This is a genomic window from Leucobacter sp. CX169, from assembly GCF_017161405.1.
Taxonomy (GTDB): domain Bacteria; phylum Actinomycetota; class Actinomycetes; order Actinomycetales; family Microbacteriaceae; genus Cx-87.
The window spans coordinates 417,586-442,486 of the sequence record NZ_CP071051.1; the positions used below are offsets into that span (position 1 = coordinate 417,586).

At 68.6% G+C, this 24,901-nt stretch carries 27 protein-coding genes; 14 read left to right on the forward strand and 13 right to left on the reverse strand.

Features of this window, described 5'->3' with window-relative positions; genetic code table 11:
• The first annotated feature begins 150 nt into the window (after positions 1-150).
• A complete protein-coding gene (locus JW030_RS01775) occupies positions 151-750 on the forward strand; it encodes a DUF937 domain-containing protein (protein ID WP_188045975.1) in 600 nt (199 codons plus the stop codon).
• A 100-nt stretch (positions 751-850) separates the two neighbouring features.
• On the opposite strand, the gene JW030_RS01780 is transcribed toward JW030_RS01775, so the two are convergent.
• The 3 genes from JW030_RS01780 to JW030_RS01790 are packed head-to-tail and all read right to left on the reverse strand — an operon-like array spanning position 851 to position 2,678.
• Positions 851-1,573 carry a pyrimidine reductase family protein gene (locus JW030_RS01780; RefSeq protein ID WP_188045974.1) on the reverse strand — a complete coding sequence of 241 codons (723 nt, stop codon included), beginning with the start codon at positions 1,571-1,573 and terminating at the stop codon, positions 851-853.
• Positions 1,573-2,475: a dihydropteroate synthase gene (gene folP / locus JW030_RS01785; RefSeq protein WP_241095505.1), complete on the reverse strand. Its 903-nt coding sequence runs from the start codon at positions 2,473-2,475 to the stop codon at positions 1,573-1,575. Before folP ends, JW030_RS01780 begins: the two co-directional genes overlap by 1 nt.
• A complete protein-coding gene (locus JW030_RS01790; RefSeq protein ID WP_188045973.1) occupies positions 2,472-2,678 on the reverse strand; it encodes a hypothetical protein in 207 nt (68 codons plus the stop codon). The genes folP and JW030_RS01790 overlap by 4 nt, the downstream gene beginning before the upstream one ends.
• Before the next feature lie 164 nt (positions 2,679-2,842).
• Here JW030_RS01790 and JW030_RS01795 point away from each other — a divergent pair, with 164 nt between their 5' ends.
• Genes JW030_RS01795 through JW030_RS01805 form a run of 3 tightly spaced genes read left to right on the forward strand, consistent with a single transcriptional unit; the run spans position 2,843 to position 4,905 of the window.
• Positions 2,843-3,301 carry a MaoC family dehydratase N-terminal domain-containing protein gene (locus JW030_RS01795; protein ID WP_188045972.1) on the forward strand — a complete coding sequence of 153 codons (459 nt, stop codon included), beginning with the start codon at positions 2,843-2,845 and terminating at the stop codon, positions 3,299-3,301.
• Complete coding sequence (locus JW030_RS01800; protein ID WP_188045971.1) at positions 3,298-3,738, forward strand: MaoC/PaaZ C-terminal domain-containing protein; 441 nt, start codon at positions 3,298-3,300, stop codon at positions 3,736-3,738. The genes JW030_RS01795 and JW030_RS01800 overlap by 4 nt, the downstream gene beginning before the upstream one ends.
• A 6-nt stretch (positions 3,739-3,744) precedes the next feature.
• Positions 3,745-4,905, forward strand: a complete 1,161-nt coding sequence (locus JW030_RS01805) for a UDP-N-acetylmuramate dehydrogenase (RefSeq protein ID WP_188045970.1) — start codon at positions 3,745-3,747, stop codon at positions 4,903-4,905.
• 20 nt (positions 4,906-4,925) lie between these two features.
• Here the strand turns inward: JW030_RS01805 and JW030_RS01810 are convergent, their stop codons facing one another.
• Together JW030_RS01810 and JW030_RS01815 are read right to left on the reverse strand one after the other, a co-directional pair.
• Positions 4,926-6,266: an O-acetylhomoserine aminocarboxypropyltransferase/cysteine synthase family protein gene (locus tag JW030_RS01810; protein ID WP_188045969.1), complete on the reverse strand. Its 1,341-nt coding sequence runs from the start codon at positions 6,264-6,266 to the stop codon at positions 4,926-4,928.
• The gene (locus JW030_RS01815; RefSeq protein ID WP_188045968.1) at positions 6,263-7,507 is read right to left on the reverse strand and encodes a MalY/PatB family protein; all 1,245 of its coding nucleotides are present in this window, start codon (positions 7,505-7,507) and stop codon (positions 6,263-6,265) included. The genes JW030_RS01810 and JW030_RS01815 overlap by 4 nt, the downstream gene beginning before the upstream one ends.
• Before the next feature lie 297 nt (positions 7,508-7,804).
• On the opposite strand from JW030_RS01815, the gene JW030_RS01820 reads away from it, so the two are divergent.
• A complete protein-coding gene (locus JW030_RS01820) occupies positions 7,805-8,263 on the forward strand; it encodes a hypothetical protein (protein WP_206348612.1) in 459 nt (152 codons plus the stop codon).
• 72 nt (positions 8,264-8,335) lie between these two features.
• Here the strand turns inward: JW030_RS01820 and JW030_RS01825 are convergent, their stop codons facing one another.
• The 5 genes from JW030_RS01825 to JW030_RS01845 all read right to left on the reverse strand — a co-directional run bounded on the left by JW030_RS01825 (position 8,336) and on the right by JW030_RS01845 (position 14,739).
• Positions 8,336-9,433, reverse strand: coding sequence for an IS30 family transposase (locus tag JW030_RS01825; RefSeq protein WP_206348613.1), 1,098 nt, complete (start codon positions 9,431-9,433; stop codon positions 8,336-8,338).
• Positions 9,434-9,728: 295 nt separating this feature from the next.
• Positions 9,729-10,658 carry a substrate-binding domain-containing protein gene (locus JW030_RS01830; RefSeq protein ID WP_188046712.1) on the reverse strand — a complete coding sequence of 310 codons (930 nt, stop codon included), beginning with the start codon at positions 10,656-10,658 and terminating at the stop codon, positions 9,729-9,731.
• Positions 10,659-10,691: 33 nt separating this feature from the next.
• On the reverse strand, positions 10,692-12,254 hold the full coding sequence (locus tag JW030_RS01835) for an FGGY family carbohydrate kinase (RefSeq protein ID WP_188046711.1): 1,563 nt from the start codon (positions 12,252-12,254) through the stop codon (positions 10,692-10,694).
• Positions 12,254-13,240 (reverse strand): ABC transporter permease, encoded by a 987-nt coding sequence (locus JW030_RS01840; protein ID WP_188046710.1) that lies wholly within the window; start codon positions 13,238-13,240, stop codon positions 12,254-12,256. The genes JW030_RS01835 and JW030_RS01840 overlap by 1 nt, the downstream gene beginning before the upstream one ends.
• Positions 13,237-14,739 (reverse strand): sugar ABC transporter ATP-binding protein, encoded by a 1,503-nt coding sequence (locus JW030_RS01845; protein WP_188046709.1) that lies wholly within the window; start codon positions 14,737-14,739, stop codon positions 13,237-13,239. The genes JW030_RS01840 and JW030_RS01845 overlap by 4 nt, the downstream gene beginning before the upstream one ends.
• Before the next feature lie 105 nt (positions 14,740-14,844).
• Here JW030_RS01845 and JW030_RS01850 point away from each other — a divergent pair, with 105 nt between their 5' ends.
• The 9 genes from JW030_RS01850 (at position 14,845) to JW030_RS01890 (ending at position 22,309) form a co-directional block, all read left to right on the forward strand.
• Positions 14,845-15,249 carry a (deoxy)nucleoside triphosphate pyrophosphohydrolase gene (locus JW030_RS01850; protein WP_188046708.1) on the forward strand — a complete coding sequence of 135 codons (405 nt, stop codon included), beginning with the start codon at positions 14,845-14,847 and terminating at the stop codon, positions 15,247-15,249.
• 220 nt (positions 15,250-15,469) lie between these two features.
• On the forward strand, positions 15,470-16,354 hold the full coding sequence (locus tag JW030_RS01855; RefSeq protein WP_241095506.1) for an ABC transporter permease: 885 nt from the start codon (positions 15,470-15,472) through the stop codon (positions 16,352-16,354).
• A 3-nt stretch (positions 16,355-16,357) separates the two neighbouring features.
• Positions 16,358-17,140 carry an ABC transporter permease gene (locus tag JW030_RS01860; RefSeq protein WP_188046707.1) on the forward strand — a complete coding sequence of 261 codons (783 nt, stop codon included), beginning with the start codon at positions 16,358-16,360 and terminating at the stop codon, positions 17,138-17,140.
• A gap of 44 nt (positions 17,141-17,184) precedes the next feature.
• Entirely contained in the window at positions 17,185-18,249 is a 1,065-nt protein-coding gene (locus tag JW030_RS01865) for a PotD/PotF family extracellular solute-binding protein (protein ID WP_188046706.1), read from the forward strand.
• Positions 18,250-18,275: 26 nt separating this feature from the next.
• A complete protein-coding gene (locus JW030_RS01870) occupies positions 18,276-19,391 on the forward strand; it encodes an ABC transporter ATP-binding protein (protein WP_188046705.1) in 1,116 nt (371 codons plus the stop codon).
• A 34-nt stretch (positions 19,392-19,425) separates the two neighbouring features.
• Positions 19,426-20,232, forward strand: a complete 807-nt coding sequence (locus JW030_RS01875; protein WP_188046704.1) for a nitrilase-related carbon-nitrogen hydrolase — start codon at positions 19,426-19,428, stop codon at positions 20,230-20,232.
• A complete protein-coding gene (locus JW030_RS01880; RefSeq protein ID WP_188046703.1) occupies positions 20,232-20,918 on the forward strand; it encodes an RraA family protein in 687 nt (228 codons plus the stop codon). Before JW030_RS01875 ends, JW030_RS01880 begins: the two co-directional genes overlap by 1 nt.
• A gap of 87 nt (positions 20,919-21,005) precedes the next feature.
• A complete protein-coding gene (locus JW030_RS01885) occupies positions 21,006-21,728 on the forward strand; it encodes a 3-keto-5-aminohexanoate cleavage protein (protein WP_188046702.1) in 723 nt (240 codons plus the stop codon).
• Between the two features lie 92 nt (positions 21,729-21,820).
• On the forward strand, positions 21,821-22,309 hold the full coding sequence (locus JW030_RS01890; protein ID WP_223160030.1) for an Lrp/AsnC family transcriptional regulator: 489 nt from the start codon (positions 21,821-21,823) through the stop codon (positions 22,307-22,309).
• A 3-nt stretch (positions 22,310-22,312) separates the two neighbouring features.
• Here JW030_RS01890 and JW030_RS01895 read toward each other — a convergent pair whose 3' ends face one another.
• From JW030_RS01895 to JW030_RS01905, 3 genes are read right to left on the reverse strand one after another with little or no spacing between them, the layout of a single operon-like run.
• Positions 22,313-22,801 (reverse strand): Lrp/AsnC family transcriptional regulator, encoded by a 489-nt coding sequence (locus JW030_RS01895; protein WP_188046701.1) that lies wholly within the window; start codon positions 22,799-22,801, stop codon positions 22,313-22,315.
• 59 nt (positions 22,802-22,860) lie between these two features.
• Positions 22,861-23,427: a hypothetical protein gene (locus JW030_RS01900; protein ID WP_188046700.1), complete on the reverse strand. Its 567-nt coding sequence runs from the start codon at positions 23,425-23,427 to the stop codon at positions 22,861-22,863.
• Between the two features lie 43 nt (positions 23,428-23,470).
• Positions 23,471-24,787, reverse strand: coding sequence for a hypothetical protein (locus JW030_RS01905; protein ID WP_188046699.1), 1,317 nt, complete (start codon positions 24,785-24,787; stop codon positions 23,471-23,473).
• Between the last annotated feature and the right edge of the window lie 114 nt (positions 24,788-24,901).

Sequence of the window (24,901 nt, forward strand, 5' to 3'; positions counted from 1 at the left end):
GAGCAACAAACCTTTCACCAGATCGTTGCCGGAGCAGACAGTTCGGGCGTAGCGGGCGGACCACTCGCGCCATTACGCTGAGCACACAGCACACGCTCGGCGCCGAGCAATCCTGCACCGGCCCGCCCTGATATCGAAGGAACCGCCACGATGAACCTTGACGACATCCTGAAGAACATCCCCGTCAGCGACATTGCCGAGAAGCTCGGGGTCGATCAGAGCACGGCGGAGGCCGCCATTCAGCAGGCGGTGCCTGCGCTGCTCGGCGGCATGACGGTCAACGCGCAGTCGAGCGAGGGTGCGCAGAAGCTCGAGTCCGCGCTCGCCAAGCACCAGACGCCCGAGGCGAAGATCGACCTCAATGCCATCGACACCGAGGACGGCGAGAAGATCGTCGGCCACGTGTTCGGCGAGAAGAAGGGCGACGTCGTCGCGGCACTGGGCGCTCAGGCGGACGGCGGCGGCATGGGCGACATCATCGGCAAGCTTCTCCCGATGCTCGCCCCGATCGTGATGGGCCTGCTCGCCAACAGCATGTCGAAGGGCAATGACAACAACGCCCAGGCTGAGTCCGCTGGCGGCGGCATCGGCGATCTGCTCGGCGGCCTGCTGGGCGGCGGAGACAACAACAGCAGCACGGGCGGTGGCCTGGGGGACCTGCTGGGCGGCCTACTCGGCGGCGGCAACAACAACTCGGGCGGTGGCCTGGGCGATCTCCTCGGCGGCCTCCTCGGTGGCGGCAAGAAGTAACACCCCTGACGCCCGGGCAGGATCCGGTCGCTTCCCGCGGCCACGGATCCTGCTCGGGCTTTCGTCTGCCCGCGGGTGCGTGCGCGGCGTGAGGTGCCGATTAGCGGGTGTACCGCAGGAAGACGAAGCCCTCGTCGTCGGTGAGCGCGTGCGCGAGAACGTAGGGCCTCGCGGCTTCGCCGGCGCCCTGCAGGATGCGGCCTGAACTGCCGCCCACCAGGTGTGGTGAGACGGTCAGACAGAGTTCGTCGACCAGGTTCGCCTCGAGCAGCGCCCCGAACAGGTGGGGGCCGCCCTCAGAGAGCAGTTGCGTCAGGCCGCGTGCGGCGAGCTGATCGCGGGCGTTGGAGAGGTCGACGCGGCCGCTCGCCCCGGGGTCACACACGAGCACGTCCGCCACCGGATCGAGTGCGCGGCGCTGCTCGACGGGGGAGGCCGAGTGCGTGACCACTATTGGCCGCGCCGCGGCCTCGGTGAAGACGCCCAGTCCGGGGTCGAGCGCGAGGTCGCCGCTCACGATCACGATCGGCGGCACCGCCTCGAGGCCCCGGTCGGCCCGCCAGGCAGCATCCCTCGCGCCGGGCCGCACCCCCGCGTAGCCCTCGGAGCGCACAGTTCCGGCGCCGACCAGGATCGCGTCGCTCATCGCTCGGAGCACCTGCATGAGCCGTCGGTCGGTAACTCCGCCCAGGCCCCCGCTGTGGCCATCGACGGTGAGCGCGCCGTCGGCGCTCGAGACGAAGTTCACGCGAATGCTCGGCTCGTCGCGTCCGGCAAGCGCGTAGGCGGCGAACAGCTCCTCGCGGGTGAGCGCAGGTGTCATCACTCGTTCCCCTCCGGGCGCATGTTGTGCACGAGCGCGACCGAATCGCGCCAGCCCCAGATGCTCTCGACCATGCGGGCGGCATCGACGCTCTCGCGGACGTTGTGCACGCGCAGCAGCCGTGCCCCCTGCAGCGCGCAGTACACCGCGGCGGCGAGGGATCCGGGCAGGCGCTCGTCCCGCGCGCGCCCCAACGACTCCCCGATGAAGTCCTTGTTCGAGAGCGCGACGAGCAGCGGCAGCCCGCTATTCGCGAGTTCGCCGAGGCGCCGGGTCAGCTCAAGCGAGTGTCGAGTGTTTTTGTTCAGGTCGTGCCCCGGGTCGATGATCAGCCGCTCGCGGGGCACACCGCGAGATTCCGCGAGGGCGACCCGCTCGTCGAGAAACGCGCGGACCTCGGCCACGACGTCGTCATAGTGCGGCATCGGGAGCTGAGTGCGTGGCGACGCGCGGCTGTGCGCCACGACCAGTGTGGCGTCGCTGTCCGCGACCACGTCAGCCATTGCCGGGTCATGCACCCCGGTGGTGTCGTTGATGACGGCGGCGCCGGCGGCGATCGCCCGCCGGGCAACCTCAGGCTGGAAGGTGTCGACGCTGACGGCACCGAGCTGCGCGAGCTCGCGCACCAACGGGATGACACGCTCGCACTCCTCGTCGATCGGGAGAGGCGGGCCAGGCGCGAACCTCACGCCGCCGACGTCCACAAGATCGGCGCCGGCCTCGAACGCTGCGGCGCCCGCCGCAACGGCCGCGTCGAGCGCGAACGTCGCCCCCTGGTCGTAGAACGAGTCGGGCGTGCGGTTGACGACCGCCATCACCGCGATTCGGCGAGAGAGATCGATATTGCGGTCGCCAAACCGGCGAACGGGGTGCTCGATGGCCGCCTCGACTGCCGCGGTCACGCGTCGACCAGACGGTCGAGCGGAACGCCCGGATCAGCGAGCTCTGGGCTCACGCGCTCGTCGCCCTCGATGCGGTCGGCCGCGACGCCGGTCAGCGCGCGGGTGCCGTGCCCCTCAGTCCTGGCGAAAGTGCCCTCCGCTCGAAGCGTTTGCGCTGCTGATGCCGCGGCGACTGCGGCGCCTGCGATCACGATCTCAGACATTGTCGGCCTCCCTGTGCTCACGGTAGGACGGCGGTGTGGGGGTGTCAAGCGTGTGCGTGCAGGCGGCACTCAGCCCCGGTTTGCTCGCACTCGCGGGCCCGACGCGATTGCGCCGGACCGGAAGCGGCACATCCCAAACCGGCCACACCGGGTAGACTGAGATCGTGTCGGTGAACCCTGAAATTCAAGGCAAGACGTACCCTCCAACGCGGCCCTATCTGGTCGGTCGCGAGAAGGTGCGTGAGTTTGCGCGCGCGGTGATGAGTGAGTCACCCGTCCACTACGACGTGGTCGCGGCGCAGCACGCGGGCTACCCCGATGTGGTCGCTCCGCCGACCTTCGCGGTCGTGGTGCAGGAGTTCACGCTGCAGCAGCTGCTCGCCGACCCGTCGGCCGGCGTTGACTTCACTCGTGTGGTGCACGGCGATCAGCGCTTCACCTACACGCGCCCCATCGTGGCGGGCGACGAGCTGTTTGCTCGGCTCACCATTGCCGCGGTCAAGCAGCTCGGCGGCCACTCGATGGTGACTGCCTCGAGCGATATTCGCGACGCCACCGGCGCGCACGTCGTCACCGCGATTTCCACGCTCGTGGTGCGCGGCGCTGAGGAGGACGCGGCATGAGCATTGCACCCAAGTTCGACGCCCTCGTCATCGGCGAGGTCATCGTCGACCGCGAACTCCACTTCACCCGCGACCGTCTGGTGCGGTATGCCGGGGCCTCGGGGGACTTCAACCCCATTCACTACCGCGACGACGTCGCGCAGTCCGTCGGCCTGCCCGGCGTGCTTGCCCACGGCATGCTCACGATGGGCGCCGCGGCATCGCCCGTGCTCGACTGGCTGGGCGGCCAGGGCAGCGTCGTTGATTACCAGGTCCGCTTCACGCGGCCGGTGCCGGTCGACGCCGACGGCGGGGCGACCGTGCGCGTCACCGCGACCGTCGGAACAGTCGACGCTGAGGCACAGACGGCCAGGATCGACCTGCGGGTCGTCTTCGCCGATCAGACCGTGCTCGGCAAGTCGCAGCTCGTCCTCGCCTTCGCCCCGCACTCGGCGTAGGTGACGATGACGGATCAGGACCTGTTGAACCTGGAGCGCGCCCCGAGGCTCAGCGAACTCACGACCCTGCGGGTCGGCGGACCGGCCGAGCGCGTGCTCGAGGCGCAGACCTCGGACGATCTCGTTCGCCTCGCCCAACAGCTCTGGGCCGAGGGCGAGGACTGGCTGCTGCTCGGCGGCGGCTCGAACACGGTGGTCGCCGATGAGGGTTACCCCGGCTCGGTGCTGCTCGTGCGCAGCTCGGGCATCGAGCTAGTGGCGGGCGGTGTGCCCGACGGCATGGTTCGGCTGCGCGTGCAGGCGGGGCACGACTGGGACTCGCTCGTCGAGGCTTGTGTCGAGCGCGGTTGGTCCGGTCTCGAGGCGCTTTCCGGGATCCCGGGCCGTGCCGGCGCGGCCCCGGTGCAGAACATCGGCGCCTACGGCCAGGAGCTCTCGGACGCCCTGCACTCGATCACCTTCCTCGACCGGGTGTCGGGCGAGGTGCGCCGCATCGCGGCCGCCGACCTCGAGCTCGGGTACCGCACCTCGGCGATCAAACAGGGTCTCGAGGGCGTCGTGCTCTCGATCGACGTGCAGCTCACCGAGAACCGTGATGTACCGAACCCCATGAGCGCCCCGATCGCGTACGGCCAGCTCGCTGACGCGCTCGGCGTGACGATCGGCCAGCGGGTCTCGATCCGTGAGCTACGACGCACGGTGCTGCGCTTGCGCGCGTCAAAGGGCATGGTGCTCGACGACAGCGACCACGACACGTGGAGCGCCGGCTCGTTCTTCACCAACCCGATCGTGTCGGAGCGGTTCGCGCGCACCCTCCCGGCGAACGCCCCGCGCTTCCCGATCGCCGACCCGGTTCCGGCGCCCGCCGTGACGAGCCTCGACGAGCTCGCCGCTGGTGTGCCGCTGCGGGTGCCCGAGCCCGAGCCGCCGCACCTGGTCAAGCTTTCGGCGGCCTGGCTGATCGAGCACTCCGGCATCTCGCGCGGCTATCGGCTGCCCGGTTCGGGCGCCGCAATCTCGTCCAAGCACACGCTCGCCCTCACCAACCAGGGAAATGCGACGGCGGCGGACGTGGCGCAGCTTGCCCGCCTCGTCGTGCAGCGCGTGCAGTCGGAGTTCGGCGTCGTGCTGGTGCCCGAGCCGAACCTGTTTGGGATCGAGCTCTAGCTCGAGCTCGTGCGGCTGCCCTACGCCAGCCGGTCGAGCGCGCCCCGCAGGTCGCGGATCAGGTCGTCCGGAGACTCCAGGCCGACCGACAAGCGCAGCAGGCCCTGCTCGATGCCGAGCCGCTCGTTCGTCTCGTTGTCGAACGACGCGTGCGTCGACGTGCGCGGGTGCAGGATCATCGAGCGGGTGTCGCCGATGCCGGTCATGCGCGAGAACACGCGCACGCCGTTGAACACCTCGCGGGCGCCGTCCACGCCCCCGCGCACGGTCACGCCGAACACCGATCCGGTGCGGCCCGCATAATCCCGCTGGGCGAGAGCGTGCAGCGGATGCTCCGGCAAGCCGGCGTAGTGCACGGCCTCGACCTCGGGCTGCTCGGCGAGCCAGGCGGCGATCGTGAGCGTGGAATCGACGTGGCGCTCCATCCGCAGTGACAGCGTCTCGAGGCCCTGGTGCAGCAGGAACCCGTTGAAGGGCGAGAGGCTCGGGCCGATGTCGTTGACGACGGCCTCGCGCGCGGCCTGCGCATAGGCGGCGTCGCCGAAGCGGTCGCGCAGCGAGCGCACGCCCGGCCGCGGGGCCCGCGTGACGAGCGGGTAGCGGTCACCGGTCGCGTCCCAGTCGAAGCTTCCGCCGTCGACGATGATGCCCGAGACCGCGGCGCCGTTGCCGGTGAGGAACTTCGTGCTCGAGTGCACGACGATGTTCGCCCCGTGCTCGATCGGGCGAATGAGCGCCGGGGTGCCCACCGTGTTGTCGACGACGAGGGGCAGGCCGTGCCGACGCGCCACCTCCGCGATGCGCGACAGGTCGGTGATGTCGCCGAGCGGGTTCGGTACGGTCTCGGTGTAGATCGCGCGGGTCTGGGGCGTGATCGCGCGCTCCCACTCGGCGTCATCAGCCGAGTCCCAGACGTACGACACGTCGATCCCGAACCGACGAAAACTGCGCCCGAACAGGATCCGGGTGCCGCCGTAAATCGAGGCGGTCGAGACGATGTGCTCGCCAGCCCCGGCGAGCGCGAAGAGCGCCGCGCTGATAGCGGCCTGCCCGGACGAGACGGCGACGGCCGCGACCCCGCCCTCGAGCGAGGCGAGGCGGCGCTCGGCCACGGCGTTCGTCGGATTGCCCTGGCGCGAGTAGATCGGGCCGCGGGAGTCCCCGCTGAAGCGGGCGGCGCCGTCGTCGAAGTCGTCGAAGACGTAGCCCGCCGAGAGCGCGATCGGCGGCACGCGCAGGCCGTGCGCGGGGTCGGGCTCCGCGCCGGCGTGCACCTGGCGGGTCTCGAAGGCGTACCCGTCCCAGTCGTGTTCGGGGCTCAATGCGCTGGCGGGCCGGGTGGCCTCGGTGACGGTGCTCATGCGGATGCTCCCGGGGGAATCGGTGACGGGGTCGTGCCTGCGGCGACCCGGGCGATCCGTTCGATCGCCTCTCGCAGGGTCTCCGGGGCGCAGGCGACGTTGATGCGCACAAAGCCGCGGCCCGGGGCGCCGAAATCGGCGCCGTCGCCGAGGGCCACCTTCCCCTCTGACAGGATCCTGCCGTGGGGGTTGTCGCCGAAGCCGGCCGCTCGCAGGTCCACCCAGGCGAGGTACCCGGCGCGGGGCCGCACGAAGTGGGCCGCCGGGAGGTGCTCGGTGAGGAGGCGCTCGAGCAGGTCGAGGTTCGCGGTGATCTGGTCGATCGTGCTGTCGAGCCAGCCGCGGGCATCGCGGAACGCGGCGGTGTTTGCGTGCAGCCCCAGGATGCTCGCGCGGAAGGGGACCTCCGGCGGCAAGGCTCGGATGACCGCGTCGCTCGCCTCGTCTGAGGCCACCATGACCGAGCACTTCGTGCCCGCGAGGTTCCAGCCCTTGCTCGCCGAGGTCACCGTGATGGACGGGGTGGCGGCGCGGGCCGCGATCGGGGCGAACGGGATGAACGTCTCGCCGGGGTGGGTGAGCGGTGCGTGGATCTCGTCGGAGATAACGAACACGTTGTGGCGTGTGGCGAGCTCGGCCAGCGCCGTCAGCTCATCGGCGGTGTGCAGCAGCCCGTGAGGGTTGTGCGGGTTGCACAGCAGGATCCCGTCGAGCCCGCCCAGGCCGTCCGCGTCGGCGGCCGAGCGTTCGAGGGCCGCGAGGTCGAGGCGCACCGCGCCTGGTTCGGCGCCGGCGGGCTGGGCCAGCGGGATCTCGACGATCTCGATCGGGAGCTCCTCGAGCATTTCGAAGAACGAGGGGTAGACCGGGGTAGTGACGGCGATGCGGCCGCCAGCCGCGGGGAGCACGTGCCGGAAGGTCTCGACGATGCCGACGCTCACGTCGGTGGTGACGTGGACGTGCGCCGGGTCGACGTCCCAGCCCCACCGGTCGCGCGCGAAGTAGGCGAAGGCCGGCGCGAGCGGGCCCGCGTCGCCGATGTAGCCAAAGTCGGATGCGTTCACGCGCTCGATCAGGGTCTCGCGCACCTCGGCCGCGACCTCGAAGTCCATCTCCGCTACGAACAGCGGCAGCACGTCCGCGGGGTAGCGGGTCCACTTCACGCTCGTGCGGTCCCGGCGCAGCTGCGCGGGCGTGGGGATGGTACAGCCGGGTTCGGCGGAGGTGGTGGCGCTGCTCATGGCTCTATGGTGCTCCGCGGCCTGGGTGCGCGCCAGCGGCCAGGTAAGCGGGCGTCACACTTCGGTGCTGCTCGCATGCCATAGACCATTGACAGGATTCCCCATAGTTGTTGAGATGAGCTACAGCTCGGTGCTCTGTTGCGCCCTGCTTGAGCGAGGGAGCCCAACTTGGACGCGAAGCCGAAGGCGTGGATTCCTCTGGTCGCGGTACTCGCGGTTAGCGCGGCGCTGATCGGGGCGATCGCGGTGACTCTTCCGACTGCCCGATACCAGGGCCTGGTATGGAACAACCATGGGATGACTCCCGACCTTGCCCTGCTGAACGAGCCCAGGACCGCCACGGATGAGCCGCCCGCGTACCTCGTTGAACACTTGGACCCCGCGGATCCGTCGCGCTACGTCGCAGATAGTGTTCGACACTTGGGCGAGTATGAAGGAGTGAGCCTCTGGGCCGCGCGCACTGCGGACGGCAACGTCTGCTTCGTGGCGAGCACGGCCGACAAGGGTGCAGGGGGCAGCTGCGGCTCGATTCGCCTGTTCAATCAGAGCGGATCTGGTCTGGGCTACTCGGGCATTTCAGACAGGCCGATGCTCATCGCGGCTCTCGTCCCGGACCGTGCGCTGCCCGATGAGGCGACGGGACTGGAACGGCCTTTCCCAGGGGTAGTGGTCGTGCCAGAGGGGACGAAACGGGGCACAGTGCTCGAGGTGCCGGTGATGCGTGGAACCCCGATCCCGGTACACGTGTTCCAGTAACGGCTCGCCGCCCTCAATCTCGCCGCTTCCCTCATCGAGGCGTCGCAATCTGCTGCTTCAGCTACGGTGGTCTCAGGTTGTTAGCGCAACACTGCGAATGAGTTCGTCCAGCATGACAGCTGGTTTGCGATATCCGTGAATGCGGCGGGGCCGAATATTGAGCAGCCGCTGCGTTTCCGCGAGTTCCTCGTCACTGACCTCATTGAAGTTCGTGCTCTTGGGATAGAAATCCCGAATCAGCCCGTTCGTGTTCTCGTTCGTTCCGCGCTGCCAAGGCGAGTGTGGATCACAAAAATAGATCGGGCAGCCCGTCGCGACCGTGAACTTCGCGTGAGACGCCATTTCAGACCCTTGATCCCAAGTGATCGTGCGCATCAGCTCTTTCGGGAGGCCCTGGATCATGCTCGACAACACGTCCATGACGGTCGCGCTGTCACGCCTGCCCGGGAGACGACCGATCAACGTGGCGCGTGTGGTCCGCTCTGCCAGGGTCACGATGCCCGAGTTCCCCGGACCAACCACCAGATCCCCCTCCCAATGCCCGGGAACCGCGCGATCGTTCACCTCCGCAGGACGCTCACTCAAACGGGCGCCCTCAAGCCAGGGACGACTGTTGCGGGCGGGAAGCTTTGACTGTGGTTTGCGTGTCGTGCGCCCCGACCGCAACGCTTTCTCAACCGTGAGCTCGTGCCGTAGCGCTCCCTTGCCCTGAACGTAGAGTGCCTGGTAGATCGTCTCGTGGGACACGTGCATCTCCGGCCGGTCGGGGAACTCGAGGCGTAGCTCGCCCGCGACTTGCTCAGGCGAGTACTTGTCGTTCAATCGTGCCACGACCTCGGCCCGCAGCTCAGGGGCAGTGAGTTTCCCCGCCCGAGGACGGGGCCGCAACACCAGCGCCTGGTAGTGGGCGAGCTCAGCGTTGTAATGCTCGTCTCCCCAGTCCTCAACAACGTGCTTGCTGATCTCGCGTGACACGGTCGATGGACTCACCTTGAGTTCCCGAGCAATTTCCCGAACCCCGAGCGGCAGAGTCAGCGACCGCGCCACCTGAATAAACGACCGGCCAGCCAACGTCAGTCGACGATATGACTGGCCTTGCGCGGCCGGAATCGTCGCACTCATCGGCATAGAGACGACCCCGCCACCCAGCTTTGGAGAAATGAAATTCATGCCAGCAAGCATTGCCCATCGCTTCACCGCTGTCGCGCTCAACCCCAGCTCAGTATGGATATCCTGCGCGGAAACTCCACGAATGAGCAGCCCATACGCAGCTGCCCGCATTTCCCAGGGGATCTTTATTCCCACAACACACGTCCTTCCGGAAGAGTGTTGCGCTAGCTATCTGAGACCGCCTACTTGGAAGCCGCAGATTGAGACTTCTCGGCGACGTGCGCGGGTGCGACTCCTCGCTGACGCACAAACGGGGCCCGGCGCAAGTCCGCCGAGCCCCGTTTGAAGATGCGCGCTACTTCGTGACGAGCGTTCCGGGGAGCTCGACCTGAGCCTTCGTCGGCGCCTGGCCGTCCACGACCTGGGCCTGGATCAGCTCGGCGACCTGCTTGGAGATCGCGGGCCAGTCCTGCTTCACCGTCGCGACGAAGGGGCCACCCTTCTTGATCTCGGCGAGCGCGAAGTCCTGGCCGTCGACGCCGACGACCGAGATGCCGGTCTTGCCGGCCGCGTCGAGCGCCTGGGTGGCGCCGAGCGCGGGCTCGTCCCAGCCGCCCCAGATGCCGGTGAACTTGTCGCCGGCCGTCGAGAGCAGGTCCTGCACCGAGGCGCGCGCGTCATCGACGGGCCCGGGCACGTTGACGTGCTTTTCTTCGAGAATGGTGATGCCGGCGGCCTCGAAGGTCGCGCGAGCGCCCTCGGCACGGGCCTTCACCCCGGGGTGCGGGTCGTGCGTCAGCATGACCACCGAGCCGGATCCGCCCATCGCGTCGATGAGGGCCGTGGCGCTCTGCTCGCCGAGATCGATGTTGTCGCTCGTGACGTTCGCGGCGATGCCCTCGGCGGGTGCGGCGTCGATTGCGAAGACCGGGATGCCCGCGTCGGCGGCCGACTTCAGGCCGAGCGACAGCTGCGTCGGGTCGCCCATGCCGAGCACGATGGCGTCGGGCTGCTGCGCCGCGGCGTCCTGGAACGCGCTGTTCAGCTTGTTCATGTCGCCGGCGGTGTCGACCACGCTGACGTTCCAGCCGCGGCTCTTGCCCTCCTCCTCGAAGAGGTCAATGACCTCCTTGGTGGCGGCGTTGCCGAGGTACGGCGTCACGACGGCGACGGTGAGGGCGTCGTCGCCCGCGCCCTCGGGGGTCGCTTCGCTCGCGCAGCCGGTCAGCGCGAGGCCTGCGGCGAGCGCGAGGCTGGCCGTGGCGATCCGGGTAAACGTCTTCATGGTGCTCCTGTTCGGGTGGGGGTCGGGGTGAGCTCAGCGTGTGAGCTGGTGGAAGGTGGGGGTCAGCGCCGCGTAGAGCGCGCGGTGAGTGGCGAGGCGTTCGGTGAGCGGCCCGCGGGCGGGGCCGGGCCGGGTCTCGGTCAGGATCCTGCCGGCGGTCCCGTGCGCGGACAGCAACGGCTCGATCTGGTGGCTGAGCCCGATGGCGTCCGCCGCGGCGCGGGCGGCGGAGCGGCTGCCGGGGTCTTCCTCGGCGCTGCCCGCGGTGTCGCCCGTCACCATCGTGGCGCCGAAGACGTCGGCGCAGATCTGCCGCCAGGCGGGGCTGTCCGAGCCGCCGCCGACGAGGGGAAGTCGGTCCTGGGTGATCCCCATCGCATCGGACGCGTGGCGCAGCCCCATCGCTACCCCGGTGAGGACCCCGAGGTAGAGGTCTTCGGGGGTGGTCTGCTCGGTCACGCCGACGAAGGCGCCGCGCAGCGCGCCGTCGCGCACTGGGGTGCGCTCGCCGCCGAGGCCGGGGAGCACGAGCGGGCGCGCGGCCAGTGCCGCCGGATCGCTGACGCGGGCGGCGATGCGCGCCTCGGCGACTGCGAAGTCGCAGCCCGGCAGGAAGGTCTCGAGCGCCCAGGCCGACGCCGAGCCGGCGGACTGCACCGCACCGATGCGCAGGCGGGTATCCCAGCCGGGCATCACGAGCGAGTGGATCGGGGAGGGCTCGGCCTGGGGCGAGCCCGGCTCGGCGGCGGGGGTCACCGCGGCGAGCCAGCCCGATCCGCCGAGGTAGAGGTAGGCGTCGCCGGGGGTGGAGCCCGCGAGCCCGTCCGTGGTCGCGCCCGCATCGCCGGTGGCGTGCGCGATCGGGATGCCCGCGGGCAGGCCGAGCTCTGCCGCCGCCGCCGGGTCGAGGGCGCCCGCGACAGACTCGGGGCCGGATCCGGACAGCCGGGGAAGCTGATCGAAGCGGGCGCCCGAAACCGCGAGAACCTCGGCGTCCCAGTCGCGGGTCTCGATGTTCAGGAGCCCGGTGGTGGAGGCCGTCACGACGTCGCAGAGCGCCGCCTCGGCGGTGGTTCCCGCCGCGCGCCAGGCGATGTAGCTGTGGGCGCCAAAGAGGAGGTGGGTCGCGACGGCGAGCGTCGCGGGCTCGTGCGCCGCAAGCCACGAGATTTTCGCCGCAACGTTCGAGACGTCCTGGTGGTTTCCGGTGCGTTCCTCCCAGCCGGGCAGCCGGTCGACGAGCGCGGCGTGCTCGAGGCCGGCGCGAGTGTCAGAGTAGAGCAGCACCGGGCGTACCGCCGAGCCCGCAAGAGCCTGCGTGCCAGTGCGAACCGGCACCAGGTCCTGCATCTGCCCGGTGACCCCGAGCGCTACGACGCGGTCGGCGAGCCCCGCCCCGGCGAGTTCACCGCACACCGTGCGCGCGGCCGCCCACCAGTCAGCGGGATCCTGCTCTGCGGACCCTGCGATGCCTGAACCGGTGATGGTCGGGTACCCAGCGAACGCGCTCAGCAGGGTGGTGCCGTCGGGGGAGACCGCCGCAAGCTTGACGCCGGAGGTGCCGAAGTCGAGGCCGACGATGACGGGGTCGGCCACTACAGCCGCCCGCGCTTGTTGATTCGGCTGAGGCTCACCGCGAGCACGATGATGACGCCGGTGAGCACTTGCTGGACGTAGCTGTTGACCTGGAGGATGTTCAGGCCGTTGCCGAGCACGCCGACGATACCGAGGCCGACGACGGTGCCGCCGATCGACGGCGTGCCGGCGCGCGACAGCGTGATCCCGAGGAAGACGGCCGCGATCGAGGAGAGCATGAACGGGTCGGCGGCGTTCGGGTGCGCCGAGGCGAGCCGGGCCGTGAGCACAATGCCCGCGAGGGCCGCGCCCGCACCCGAGACGAGGAACGCGCTAAAGCGCACCAGCTTCACGTTCACGCCCGTGAGGCGCGCCGCCTCGGGGCCGCCGCCGACGGCGTACCACTGCCGGCCGAGGACGGTGCGGGACAGCAAGAACCAGACCGTGAGGGCGAGCAGGATCGCGACCACCACCGGTACCGGGATGGGGCCAAGCTTGCCCTGGCCGAGCCAGACGAATGTGTCGGGCAGCCCGAAGACCGTGGTGCCCTCGGAGATGAGGAGCGCGAGGCCGGTGAAGGAGGTCATGGTCGCGAGCGTCGCGATAAACGCCGAGAGGCCGAGGTAGGCGACGAGGAAGCCGTTGAGTGCACCGGCGACAAGGCCCGCGGCCAGCCCGGCGGCGATGGCCAGCGCCGGGTGCAGCCCCGCGACGAGCAGCTGGGCGGTGAGCACGCCGGTCAGGCTCGCGAGCGCGCCGACCGAGAGGTCGAAGTCCCCGACGACCATCACGACCGTCTGGACGGCGGCGATCATGGCGAGGATGGCGAGCTGCTCGAGGATGTTCGAGAAGTTCAGCGGGGTGAGGAACGCCTGCGGCTTGAGGATCGCGAACAGCGCGATGAGCCCCACGAGGCCGATCAGCGTGCCGAACGAGGCGAGGCGCGCGGTGGCGTTGCGGCGAGCTGCGCGGGGTGCGGGGGCTGCGGTGCGTTCGGTCGTCGTCATGCGGATGTCCTCGTGCAGAGATGGAGCAGCGATGCCTCGGTGAGGGACGCGGCGGGAACGGTGTCGACCAGGCGGCCGTCCGAGAGTACGGATACTTCGTCCGCGACGCCGATGAGCTCGGGCAGCTCGCTCGACACCACGACGATGGCGACGCCGCTGTCCGCGAGGTCGCGAATCAGCTGATAGATCTCGGACTTCGTGCCGATATCGATGCCGCGGGTCGGCTCGTCGAGCAGGAGCACCCGCGGGGTTCGCCCGAGCATCTTCGCGAGCACGACCTTCTGCTGATTCCCGCCCGAAAGCTCCGCCACGGGTTGCTGCACCGAGATGGCGGAGATCGCGAGATCGGTCTTGCCCCGCTCGGCAGCTTTGCGCTCGCGGCGAGGCGAGGCTACGCCGAGGGTGCTGAGCGTGCGAGGGTCGGCAAGGGCGATGTTCTGCAGGATCGTCGCGTTCATCACGAGCCCCTGGCTGCGGCGTTCCTCGGGCACGAGGACGATGCCGGCGTCCATCCGGCGGGCGAGGCGCAGGCGCGTCACATCGGTTCCCGAGAGATCGATGCTGCCGCTCGCGGGCCGCTCGGCCCCGGCGATGAGACGCAGCAGCTCGCTGCGGCCAGCACCTGCGAGGCCGGCGACGCCGAGCACCCGGCCGGCGCGGGCCTCGATCGAGACGCCGTCGAGGGTGCGGCCGGTGAGTGTGTGGGTGCGCAGCACGACGGGGGAGTCTTCCGGGAGGCCGGCGGCACGCGCAGGGTACACCTGGCCGTGCTCGCGCCCGATCATCGCGGTGACGACCTCATCGAGCGAGGTCTCGGCAATCGGTCGCGTCCACACGTGCGCACCGCCGCGCAGCACCGTCGCGGTGTCGGCGAGCGCGAAGACCTCGTCCAAGCGGTGCGAGACGTACAGGATCGCGGTGCCGGCCGAGCGCAGCCGCCGCAGGACCGCGAAGAGCTGCTCCGCCTCGGTGTCGGTGAGCGCGGCCGTCGGCTCGTCCAGGATGAGGATACGGGCATCGCGGGCCAGGGCGCGCGCGAGCGCCACCATGGTCTGCTGCACCGCGGAGAGCTCGCCAACGGGGACGTCGAGCGGCAGCCGCTGCCCCAGCTTCGCCAGCTCGATCTCGGCGGCCGCGTTCAGCGAGCGGCGGCGCAGGATCCCGCCGCGGCCGTGCGCTGGCATGCCCAGGAAGATGTTCTCGGCCACCCCGAGCGTCGGCACGAGCGCGAGCTCCTGCGGCAGCGCGACGACGCCGGCCGACTGCGCGTCTCGTACTCCACGAAAGCGGCGGCGCTCGCCGCCGAGCACGATGTCCCCGGCGCTCGGCTCAATCACTCCGGCCAGGATCTTGATCAGCGTCGACTTCCCCGCGCCGTTCTCGCCGAGCAGCGCGTGGATGGATCCTGCGTGCAGCGCGATCGAGACGTCCGACAGCACGCGGACGGGGCCGTAGTCACGGCATACCTGATCGGTTGCGAGGGGGACGGCTTGGCTCACGGGGTTCTTTCACGTCTGGTCGCCTCGCTCGGGTGGAGGCACTCTCCCGAGAATACCGGGAAGTCGGGGGCGAGGGCGCATGGGGCTTCCGCATAGGCTGGCCAGATGACACGGATCGAGGTGGTGGGCGCGGTGATCGTCCGTGGCGGCCTGGTGTTGTGTGCCCAGCGAGGCCCCGGCGGCAGCCAGGCCGGCCGGTGGGAGTTCCCGGGCGGCAAGGTCGAATCGGGGGAACCGCCCCGGGCCGCGCTCGCGCGCGAGATCGTCGAGGAGCTGGGTGCCGCGGTCACGGTCGGGGACCGGATCGAGACGACCGAGCACGAAGAGGCGTTCGGCACGATCGTGCTGACGACCTTCTACTGCACACTCATAGCGGGCGAAGCCGAGCCGGCCCTGACTGAGCACGTCGATGCGCGCTGGCTCGCGCCGTCCGAGCTGATGGACCTCGATTGGGCTCCGGCCGACGTGCCCGCGGTACGTCGTGTCGCGAGGGACCTCGGCCGACTCTAGATTTCGTGGTCCGGGCTCGATCCCGGAATCCCGAGGCAGAACGCGCCCATTCCGAGTCCACGGCGACTGAATGGGCGGCCGCCGAATAGACCCCGTCGCGAACTCCACGCATATCGGGCGCGGATTCCACGGTTTCCGACGGTGTTCGATTCGTGGCGGACTGGGCGCGTGGGAAACACTTGAGAACGCACACCCTGCCGCCGACGCCAGAAGGAGAGAAGTGACCTCGACGACACGAGTCATCGCACTCGGCCGAAAGAGCCGCCCGACCCGAGGCTCCCTGCTTCTTCTCATCCCGGGGATCGCGACCGTGGTCCTGCTCGGGATCCTGCCGTTGTTTATCGTGGCCCGGAACAGCGTGGCGGAGGCCGACAACTACGGCGGCATCATCGGCGGATTCACGCTTGAGCACTACCTCAAGCTGCTCGATCCCGTCTATTCGAAGACGATGCTGTACTCGATCGGCCTCGCCGCCCTCAACACGCTCGTCTGCGTCGTCATCGGCTACCTGACTTCGTACTACATCGTGTCCCGCCCCGAGGGGCGCCAGGGCTTCCTGCTGCTCCTCATCATCATTCCGTTTTGGACGGACTTCCTCGTGCGGACCTTCGCCTGGATCACGATCCTGGGCTCGGGGGGACCGATCGCCGGGGTGCTCGGGATATTCGGCATCAGCGGCTTCTCGCTCATCCCGAGTAACACCGCGGTGATCCTGGGACTGCTCTACTCGTTCCTGCCGACCGCCATCTTCCCGATCTACGCGTCGATGCGTTCGATCGACGGGTCGCTGCGCGAGGCGGCCACTGACCTCGGCTGCAGCTGGTGGGGCGTGCACCGCCGTGTCATCCTGCCGCTGAGCATGCCCGGCATCCTCGGGGCAGCGATGCTGACCTTTATCCCCACGATGGGCGTCTTCGTGATCCCCGTGCTCCTGGGCGGTGGAAAGGATCCGCTCGTCGGCAACTTGATCGTCACGCTGTACACCGAGTTCCGCAACCAGCCGATGGGCGCCGCAGTGTCGATGGTGCTCCTCGTCCTTATGTTGATTTCTATGGCATTGATCGGCCTCGCGCTGAAGAAGCCGAACCGCAAGAAGGGTGCCTGATTCATGGACCGGATGGTGAACGGCATTGCGCGCGCCGTATTCGTATTCCTCTACATTCCGATCTGCGCGGTCATCGTGTACTCGTTCAACGCGGCCGGCACCAGTACCCGCTTCGAGGGCCTGACGCTGCAGTGGTACGTCGACCTGTTCCAGGATGAGCAGCTCATGACCACCCTGCGCACGAGCGCGATCGTCGGCGTGCTCGCCGCGACCCTCGCCACCGCGATCGGCATCATGTTCGCGCTCGGGCTCCAGCGCTACCGGGGCAAGGGCAAGACCGCGATGATCGGCATGATCGCCCTGCCGTTGATCGTTCCCGAGATTGTGCTGGGCGTGGCGCTGCTGAGCGTGTTTAGCTCGACGAAGGTTCCGCTCGGGATCCTGACGCTCGTGCTCGGCCACCTCATCGTGGCCCTGCCGCTCGCGACGCTCGTGCTGATGAGCTCGGCATCGATGCTCGATCCGAGTCTGCCCGAGGCGGCGACCGATCTCGGTTGCACCCCGTGGCAGACCTTCACCCGCGTGTACTTCCCGCTCTTGCGGCCCGCGGTCATGGCGGCCTGGTTACTGAGCTTCACCACCTCGTTCAGCAACATCGTGATGTCGACGTTCCTCAGCGGCGTCGGCTCGACGACCCTCCCGCTCAAGATCTACTCGAGCCTCAAGACCGGCCTGACGCCCAGCATCAATGCGCTCGGCGCGCTCTTGATCCTGCTCACCCTCGTCATCGTGCTCTCGGTCGGGATCCGGCAGATGCGTCGCATCCTCGTCGACTCCCGCTCGTAGCGCCCCTCGTACTCACCCCGTTCACCCCTTTGAAAGGAATACCCATGAAGAAGATTGCGTTCGCAACGGTCGGCATCGTCGCCGCTCTCGCGCTCACCGCCTGCAGCGGCGGCACCTCCGGCGGCGATGCCGCGCCGTCGAAGGAACTCAACATCTACGCCTGGGACGGCGAGATCCCCCAGACAGTGATCGACGCGTTCACCGAGGAGACCGGCATCAAGGTCAACCTCGACAACTTCGACAGCAACGAGACGATGATCTCGAAGCTCGCCGCGGGCGGCTCGGGCTACGACGTCGTCCAGCCCAGCCAGTACGCCGTGCAGCAGCTCGTCGGCCAGGAGCTGCTCGAGCCGCTTGACCACTCAAAGCTCGAAGGCCTCGAGAACATCGCCGAGAAGTTTGCTGACCCGAGCTACGACCCCGGCATGAAGCACTCAGTGCCGTGGGTCTGGGGCACTACCGGCCTGCTGTACAACTCCACCTGCACCGGTGGCGAAGAGATCACGAGCTGGGAGTCGCTGTTCGACCCGAAGTGGCAGGGCAAGGTCTACATGCTGGACAACATGCTCGCCGCCTACATCGCGGGCCTGCAGGTCAACGGCTACGGCGCCGACAGCAAGGACGAGAAGGAGATCGCGAAGGCCACCGAGTCGCTCATCGAGCAGAAGAGCTTGCTCGCCGGCTACAACTCGACCAACTACGGCGAGCTCGTCGCAAATGGCGACGCTTGCATCTCTGAGGCTTGGGGTGGCAACAGCACCGCCAAGATCGTCGCGGACAACGAAGACGTCCACTACGTGATCCCCGAGGAGGGCGGCAGCCTCTGGGTTGACGGCCTCTCGATCGCGAAGGGGGCCCCGCACTCGGACGCTGCGTACAAGTTCATCAACTTCCTGCTCCAGCCCGAGATCGCCGCGATGGCGACGAACGATGGCGGCATGGCGACGCCGAACACGGGTGCACAGGAGTTCATCACCGACAAGGGCCTGCTGACGAACGCGGCCGTCTACCCCACGGAAGAGCAGATCGCGGAGGCCGACTTCATCGTCGACCCGGGCGCGGCAATGAAGTTCTACCAGGATGGCTGGACGCGAGTAAAGGCCTCCTAGTCGGAAACCGGAGACAGCTGAGGATCATGGACACGCAGACACGCACCCCGCACACGGACACCATCACGGCGACCCCCGCCGTCGAGCTGAAGGGGCTGACCAAGACATTTGGGAAGAACCTCGTGGTCGAACCGCTCAACCTCGAAATCGCCGAGAACGAGTTCTTCTCGATCCTCGGCCCCTCGGGCTGCGGCAAGACGACGCTCATGCGGATGATCACCGGGTTTGAAACGCCCACCGACGGCCGAGTGCACCTGGGCGGCGTGGACGTCACCGACGTGCCGACGCGCAACCGTGACCTCAACATGCTCTTCCAGAGCTACGCGCTGTTTCCGCACCTGACGGTGTTCGACAACGTCGTGTTCGAGCTTCGCGTGCGTCGGGTGCCCAAGGCGGAAGCCAACCGCCGGGCATCCGAGGCGCTCGACCTCGTCAAGCTGGCCCACCTGGCGGACCGGAAACCAGACCAGCTCTCGGGCGGTCAGCGGCAGCGCGTCGCCCTCGCGCGCGCCGTGGTTTCCGGCCCGAAGGTGGTGCTGCTCGACGAGCCGCTCGGCGCGCTCGACCAGCAGCTGCGCAAGGAGATGCAGTTTGAACTCAAGCGCATGCAGCGTGAGGTCGGCATCACCTTCATCTACGTCACTCACGACCAAGAGGAAGCACTGACAATGTCCGACCGCATCGCGGTCATGTCGAACGGCGTCGTGCAGCAGGTCGCGAGCCCGGAGCGCATCTACAACGCCCCGGAGACCCGCTTCGTCGCCGGCTTCATCGGCAGCTGCAACCTGCTCGACGTCACCGTCCCCGCAGGGGTCGCCGGCGAGGAGGCGACCGTCGAGATTCCCGGAGTGGGCCAGGTCGTTGGCGTCCGCGCCGAAACCGGCGCACACGCCTCGCCGGGCACCCTGCTCTTGCGCCCCGAGCGCGTGGATGTCACGCGGGGCGGCACGGGGATCCCGGCCACGGTTGAGAACCTCGTGTTCCTGGGTGAGGAGTGGCAGCTGCACCTGCGCGCGGGGGAGACCCCGCTCAAAGTGTCGGTCTCGAGCCTGGTCGCCGAACGAGACCTCCCCGGGCTCCGTCAGGGCGAGCAGCTCAGCCTGAGCTGGCGCCCGCAGGACGCCCGCATCGTCACCCGCTAACGCACCGTTTCCCCGAAGTTTCAAGGAGTACCTGATGAGAGTCGCCGTAGCGCAGACGTCACCCACGATCGATTTCGAGCACAACTTCGCTGTGATTCGCCGCTTCACCGCGGAGGCGGCAGCAGCGGGCGCGGCCCTGGTCGTGTTCCCCGAGGAGTCAATGCTGCTCGCGGACGACGAGATCAAGCCGCAATTCCCCGCGCTGCTCGCCGAGGCATGGCCGCGCTTTGAGGCACTGCTTGCGGAGTTGGCGACCCAGCACCAACTGACGATCATTGCCGCTGGGTACGAGCCGAACCCGAGTGGGGTGCCCTTCAACACGATTCTCGCGGTCGACCCGGATGGCGTGGAGGCCGCGCGATACCACAAGGTGCACCTCTACGACGCCTTCTCCTACAAGGAATCGGACTACATCACGCACGGCGCGGCCCTCCCGCCGGTCATCGAGGTGGAAGGGTTCCGCGTCGGAATCGCCAACTGCTACGACGTGCGTTTCCCCGAGCTGTTCCGCAGCATGGCGGACCGCGGCGTCGACATCATTTCGCTGTCCGCAGCGTGGGTGTCGGGCAAGGGCAAGGAGATGCACTGGGAGCTGCTTACGCAGGCCCGCGCGGTGGAGAACGTGAGCTGGCTAATCGCCGCGGGTACCGTGCAGGCGGACGCCGCCGGACTCAGCCGCGTGATCGACCCCATGGGCATCGTGCGTGCCGGCCTCGACGCGCACAACGAAGGCATCGCCTTCGCCGATATCACCCGCGAGCGCCTTGACCAGGCGCGCGCCTCACTTCCCGCACTCGAGAACCGGAGGATCGACACGCGATACTCCATGAAGGGCCAGTAATGTTTGCCAACGTCGGCGAGACCCCGACCACCCTGTCGCCCGAGCTTCGCGCGAAGCTCGAGCGCCTGAGCTTTCCGACGCTCGGCCACTACCTGGAAGAGGGCTTTACCGATTCGGGGATCCGGCGTCAGGTGGGTGCCGGCCGCGTGATCGGCACCGCCTTCACCGTGCGCACGACGGCCACCGACTCAACCATGCTGCACCACGGTGCGGGCCTGATCGAGGCCGGCCAGGTCATGGTGATTGATACGGGCGGCGACGTTCGGCATGCACCCCTCGGCGAGGTCGTCGCGGCGCAGCTCGTGGCGCGCGGCGCGGCGGGCGCGATCGTCGACGGGGTCGTCACCGACACCGACGAGATCGCGGAGCTGGGCCTCGAGGTCCACGCTCGCGGCACCAGCATGCTCACGACCAAGCTGCACGGGATCGATGCTGGCGGCGTGAACATCCCGGTCACGGTCGGCGGCACCGCAGTGCGTCCCGGAGACGTCGTGCTCGCCGACGCGAACGGCGTGCTCGTCGTTCCCCTTGACGTGCTCGAGAAGATCGTCGACATCGCGCTTGCCGACGACGCGGAGGAGCCCGAACTCGTCGCCGACCTGCGCGCGGGCAAGCCGCTTGGCTCGCTGACCGGTGCGAGCGACACGGTCGCCGCGCTGCTCGCACAGTCCACGCCCCAGGACTAACCACACAGGCGACGCGCATGGGTCTATCCGCTTGGCGGGTAGGCCCCGCCCCGCGCTGCCCATTATCATCATTTCGGAAGGAAACTCATGCTTCTCAAAGCAGCAATCAACGGCGGACGTACCCTCGAGGATCACCCCGCAACTCCGCTCACCATCGACCAGGTGGTGGCGGCAAGTATCGCCGCTGTGGCGGCCGGTGCCGACGTCGTGCACGCGCACGTGCGGGTCGGGGCTGACGGGCAGACGATCGCCCCGGAAGACATCGGCGAATGGGTCCGTGCCATGCGTGCGGCCGACCCCAGCGTGGTCATCGGCACCACGACGGGACTCTGGACGGTCTCGTCGCACGCGGAACGCATGGCCCACCTGGCAGCCTGGCCCGCGGACGCGCTGCCCGACTTCGCCTCGGTCACCTTCGTGGAAGAAGGGGCGGCAGAGGCCGCCGAGCTCGTGCTCGAGCGCGGCATGGTCCTCGAGTCGGCCGTCTGGTCGATGGCCGATATGCCCGCGCTGCTGGCCTCGCCGACCCTGCACCAGAACGTGCGCGTGCTGATCGAGCCCGAGACTGAGGACGCGGATCAGGCCGTCGCGGAGTGCCGCGAGATGGCCGCGGCGATTCGCGCAGCCGGCGTGACCGCGCCGATTCTCTACCACGGCTACGGCGAGACCGTCTGGCCGATCGTTCGCGCCGCGATCGAGGACGGCTGCGAGACCCGGATCGGGTTCGAGGACGGGCTCACCCTCGAAGACGGAAGCGTCGTCGCGTCGAACGTCGAGCTGGTCAAGGCCGCACGCGCCCTCGGCGCCTAGCCGCGAGTGGGGCAGCGTCGCCACTTCGGCGGCGCTGTCCCGTTCCGCGGGCCGCGCGCCGGAGCCGCGGTACCCTGGAGGAATGGTGAACCTTGGGCGACGCAGTGGTCGATGAGCTCGATCGCCGGCTGATCGAACTCTTAGGGCGAGACGGCCGGCGGTCGTTTACCTCGCTTGCGGAAGAACTCGGGGTCTCGCAGTCCACCGTCCGCGGCCGGATGGCAAAGCTGCAAGACGACGACGTGCTCAACATCGTCGGCATCTGCAATGCACTGATGCTCGGGCACGAAGTCGCGCGGCTACTCATTCGCGTGCGCAACCTCACCCCGCAGGACGTGGCGGACGACCTCGCGGCGAACTCCGACATTCACCACATCGCGCTCATCTCGGGCTCCTACGACATCTACCTCGAGGTGACCTGCCGCGATCAGGAACAACTGATCCGCCTGCTCGATGAGATCCGATGCACGCCGGGGGTCGCGGCGATCCAGCCGATTATCATCACCTCTCTCGCCAAGGACTACACCTGGCACGGGTTGCGAGGCACCGCAGGGCAGAGCGTGAGCAACCCCGACGCGTAGACGCTACGCGTGTGCTTCGTTGAACCAGCTCCACAGATAGGTGTCTTTGCGCATCTCGAGCACCGTGAGCGTCTCAACCTCAGAGACCCCGTGGATGCGCCGAATGTCGTGCAGCACCACCCGGCCAAGGGCCTGAGCGTCGGGCGTCTCGACGCTGAGCAGGATGTCGTAGTAGCCGAGGGTGCACGCGATGTACTTAATCTGCGGGTGATCGACAAGCTGCTCCGCCACGCGGGCCACCGCTGCTCCCGAGACGCGAATGCCGATGTGCGCGGAGATGCCCCCGAGTTTCGTCTCGTCGTGCATGCCGACGACGTGCAGCACTCCCATTGACACGAGCCGGTTGTAGCGCTGCCGCACCGTCGGCTCAGAGAGGCCGATGTTGCGGCCGATCTCCGAGAACGGTCGTCGGCCGTCGACGCGCAGCTGATCGATGATCTCGCGGTCGGCGCGATCGATCTGTCGTTCTACGGTTGCGGGCTGCTGTGCCATCCCCCGAGTCTATTCGCGGGCCCCAGCTCTCCGGTCTTTTCTCACAGGATCACGCCGGGCTACAGCGCCTTGAGGAGCGCCTTCCAGTGCGCACGCCACTCCTCGATGCGTTCGCCGTCGGGGAGCCCGTCCTGTGAGACCGAGAGGATCGTCTTCGCCGGATCCTTCCCCGCGGTTGCGGCGACCTCGACCTTGCCGGCGCCCTCGAGTGAGAATCGCCGAAACGCGCGCTTCTCGGTGCGGGAGCTCCGGCGATCTTCGACGGCGTGGCCGAGGTGCTCCGTCGTCGCGTCGTGCGCGGCAAGCCACAGGCCGAGGGCAGTGTCGCGATCGACGGGAAGGGTGCGGCTCGCGCTCACGCGAAACGTGCCCGTTGACGACTGGCCGGGTACTCGCAGCCCGACGAACTGCTCGTACGCGATCGCGACGCCCTGCGCCCACCAGTCGGGGCTGTCGAGATCCGCCGGCATCTCTGGGCGCGCGAGCTTGGCGATGGCCGGGTGGTCAAGGGTGCGTGCGCCGTGGCTGTCGAAATAGGCGACCCACTCGTTCCACGGTCGGTTCGTCGCGCGTTCGATCGCGGGGATGCGTTCGCCGCGGGTCTGGTTGCCGCTCCGGGTTGTCATGGAGTCAGTGTAGATCGCGGGCGTGCGCGGGAGCAGGATTCAGCTACCCCGCAGCGGCCACCGCCGCGAGCCCGCCCGCCGCGAGCGCCAGCCCGATCAGACCGTACGTCAGGTTTTGCCGGACGATCACACCCGCGCTGAGCCCGTATCGCTGCGATAGGAAGATCGTGTTGCCCGAGAGAGGTCCGGTGGGGGCCGAGATCGCCCACGCCCAGGTGATGGCGGCGGCGAGCAGCGTCGGGTCTCCGGTGAAGGGCTGCAGCAGGCTCACGGCGAGCGAGATGCCGATGATGGGGTGTACCCCGACTGCCGAGAGCACCACGATGGTCAGGACGAGCAGCCACGCCAGCAGCGGCCCGAACGGCGGGAGGGCGAGCTGGAAGTCGACGGCCGAGAGTAGCAGGCTCGCGCCCACCGTCATCACGCCGGCGGCGAGGAACAGGGCCACCTCGTTGACCGACGCGGCGAGGTCGCGGTTCGCGACCCGAGACATCATGCGCGCGGCCTCTTGCGGGCCAAACCTGACCCACAGGATCACGAGCGTGACGCCGACCGAGGCGAGGAGGACGAGCCGGGGCACCGGGGTCTCGGGCAGCAGGAAGTGGCTGCCGAGCACGACCACGACGAGCGTGACCGGCACGATCAGCTGGCGCGGCGCGAGCGAGTAGCCGCGGAACTCGCGGACGGCCGGGCCGCGCGAGGCGGCGTTCTGCCAGGTGCTCAGCGCGAGAAACACCACGGCGAAGATCGCACCGATACCGAACAGCCGCCAGAGGTTTACGCCGGGCACCAGCACGACGATCAGCGCGGTGACCGTCCAGAAGGGCGACCACAGCGCGGCGATCGAGTAGGACCGCGCGAGGAGGCCCGCGTCGCGGACATCGAGTCGCGTCTGAGCTGACAAGCGGTCGCCGACGAGGCCGAGCGTAACCATGTTCAGTACCGAGCCGAGCAGGTGGATGACGAGTCCGGTGCGAAAGACGGCGGGTATTCCGGACAGCTGTGACTCCGGGGCGACCTCCGCCGTGCCACCTCGGCTCCGCAGCGTCAGCCCGACGAATGCGCCGCCCGCGAGCATCGCGATGAGGTCTTGGTTGAGCTTGCCGGTGTGGCTCAGGCTGGGCAGCTCGCCGAGCATGGCCGCCGCGACGGCGCAGGCCAGGCCGATGGCGGTGATCAAGATGGCGACAATGCGGGTGCGCGACCCCGCGGTGACGAGCGCGGGTACGAGCAGGAGGAGCCCGGCGAGGCCAGCCAGGGCGCTGAGCTGTGGCCAGACGATCGAGGCGAGGACCAGCGCAATCAGCGCCGAGAGTCCGCGGGCAAGCAACGTCTGCGCCGCGCCTGCGGGTGCGGACATCAGGCTCCTCCATCGGTACGCGGCCCCCACTGACGGGGCGTTCTGCCAGGCTATCGCGCGGCAGGATCCTGCCTGGACAAGTGGGCGATACACAAACGCGCGCGCCGCCCCGGC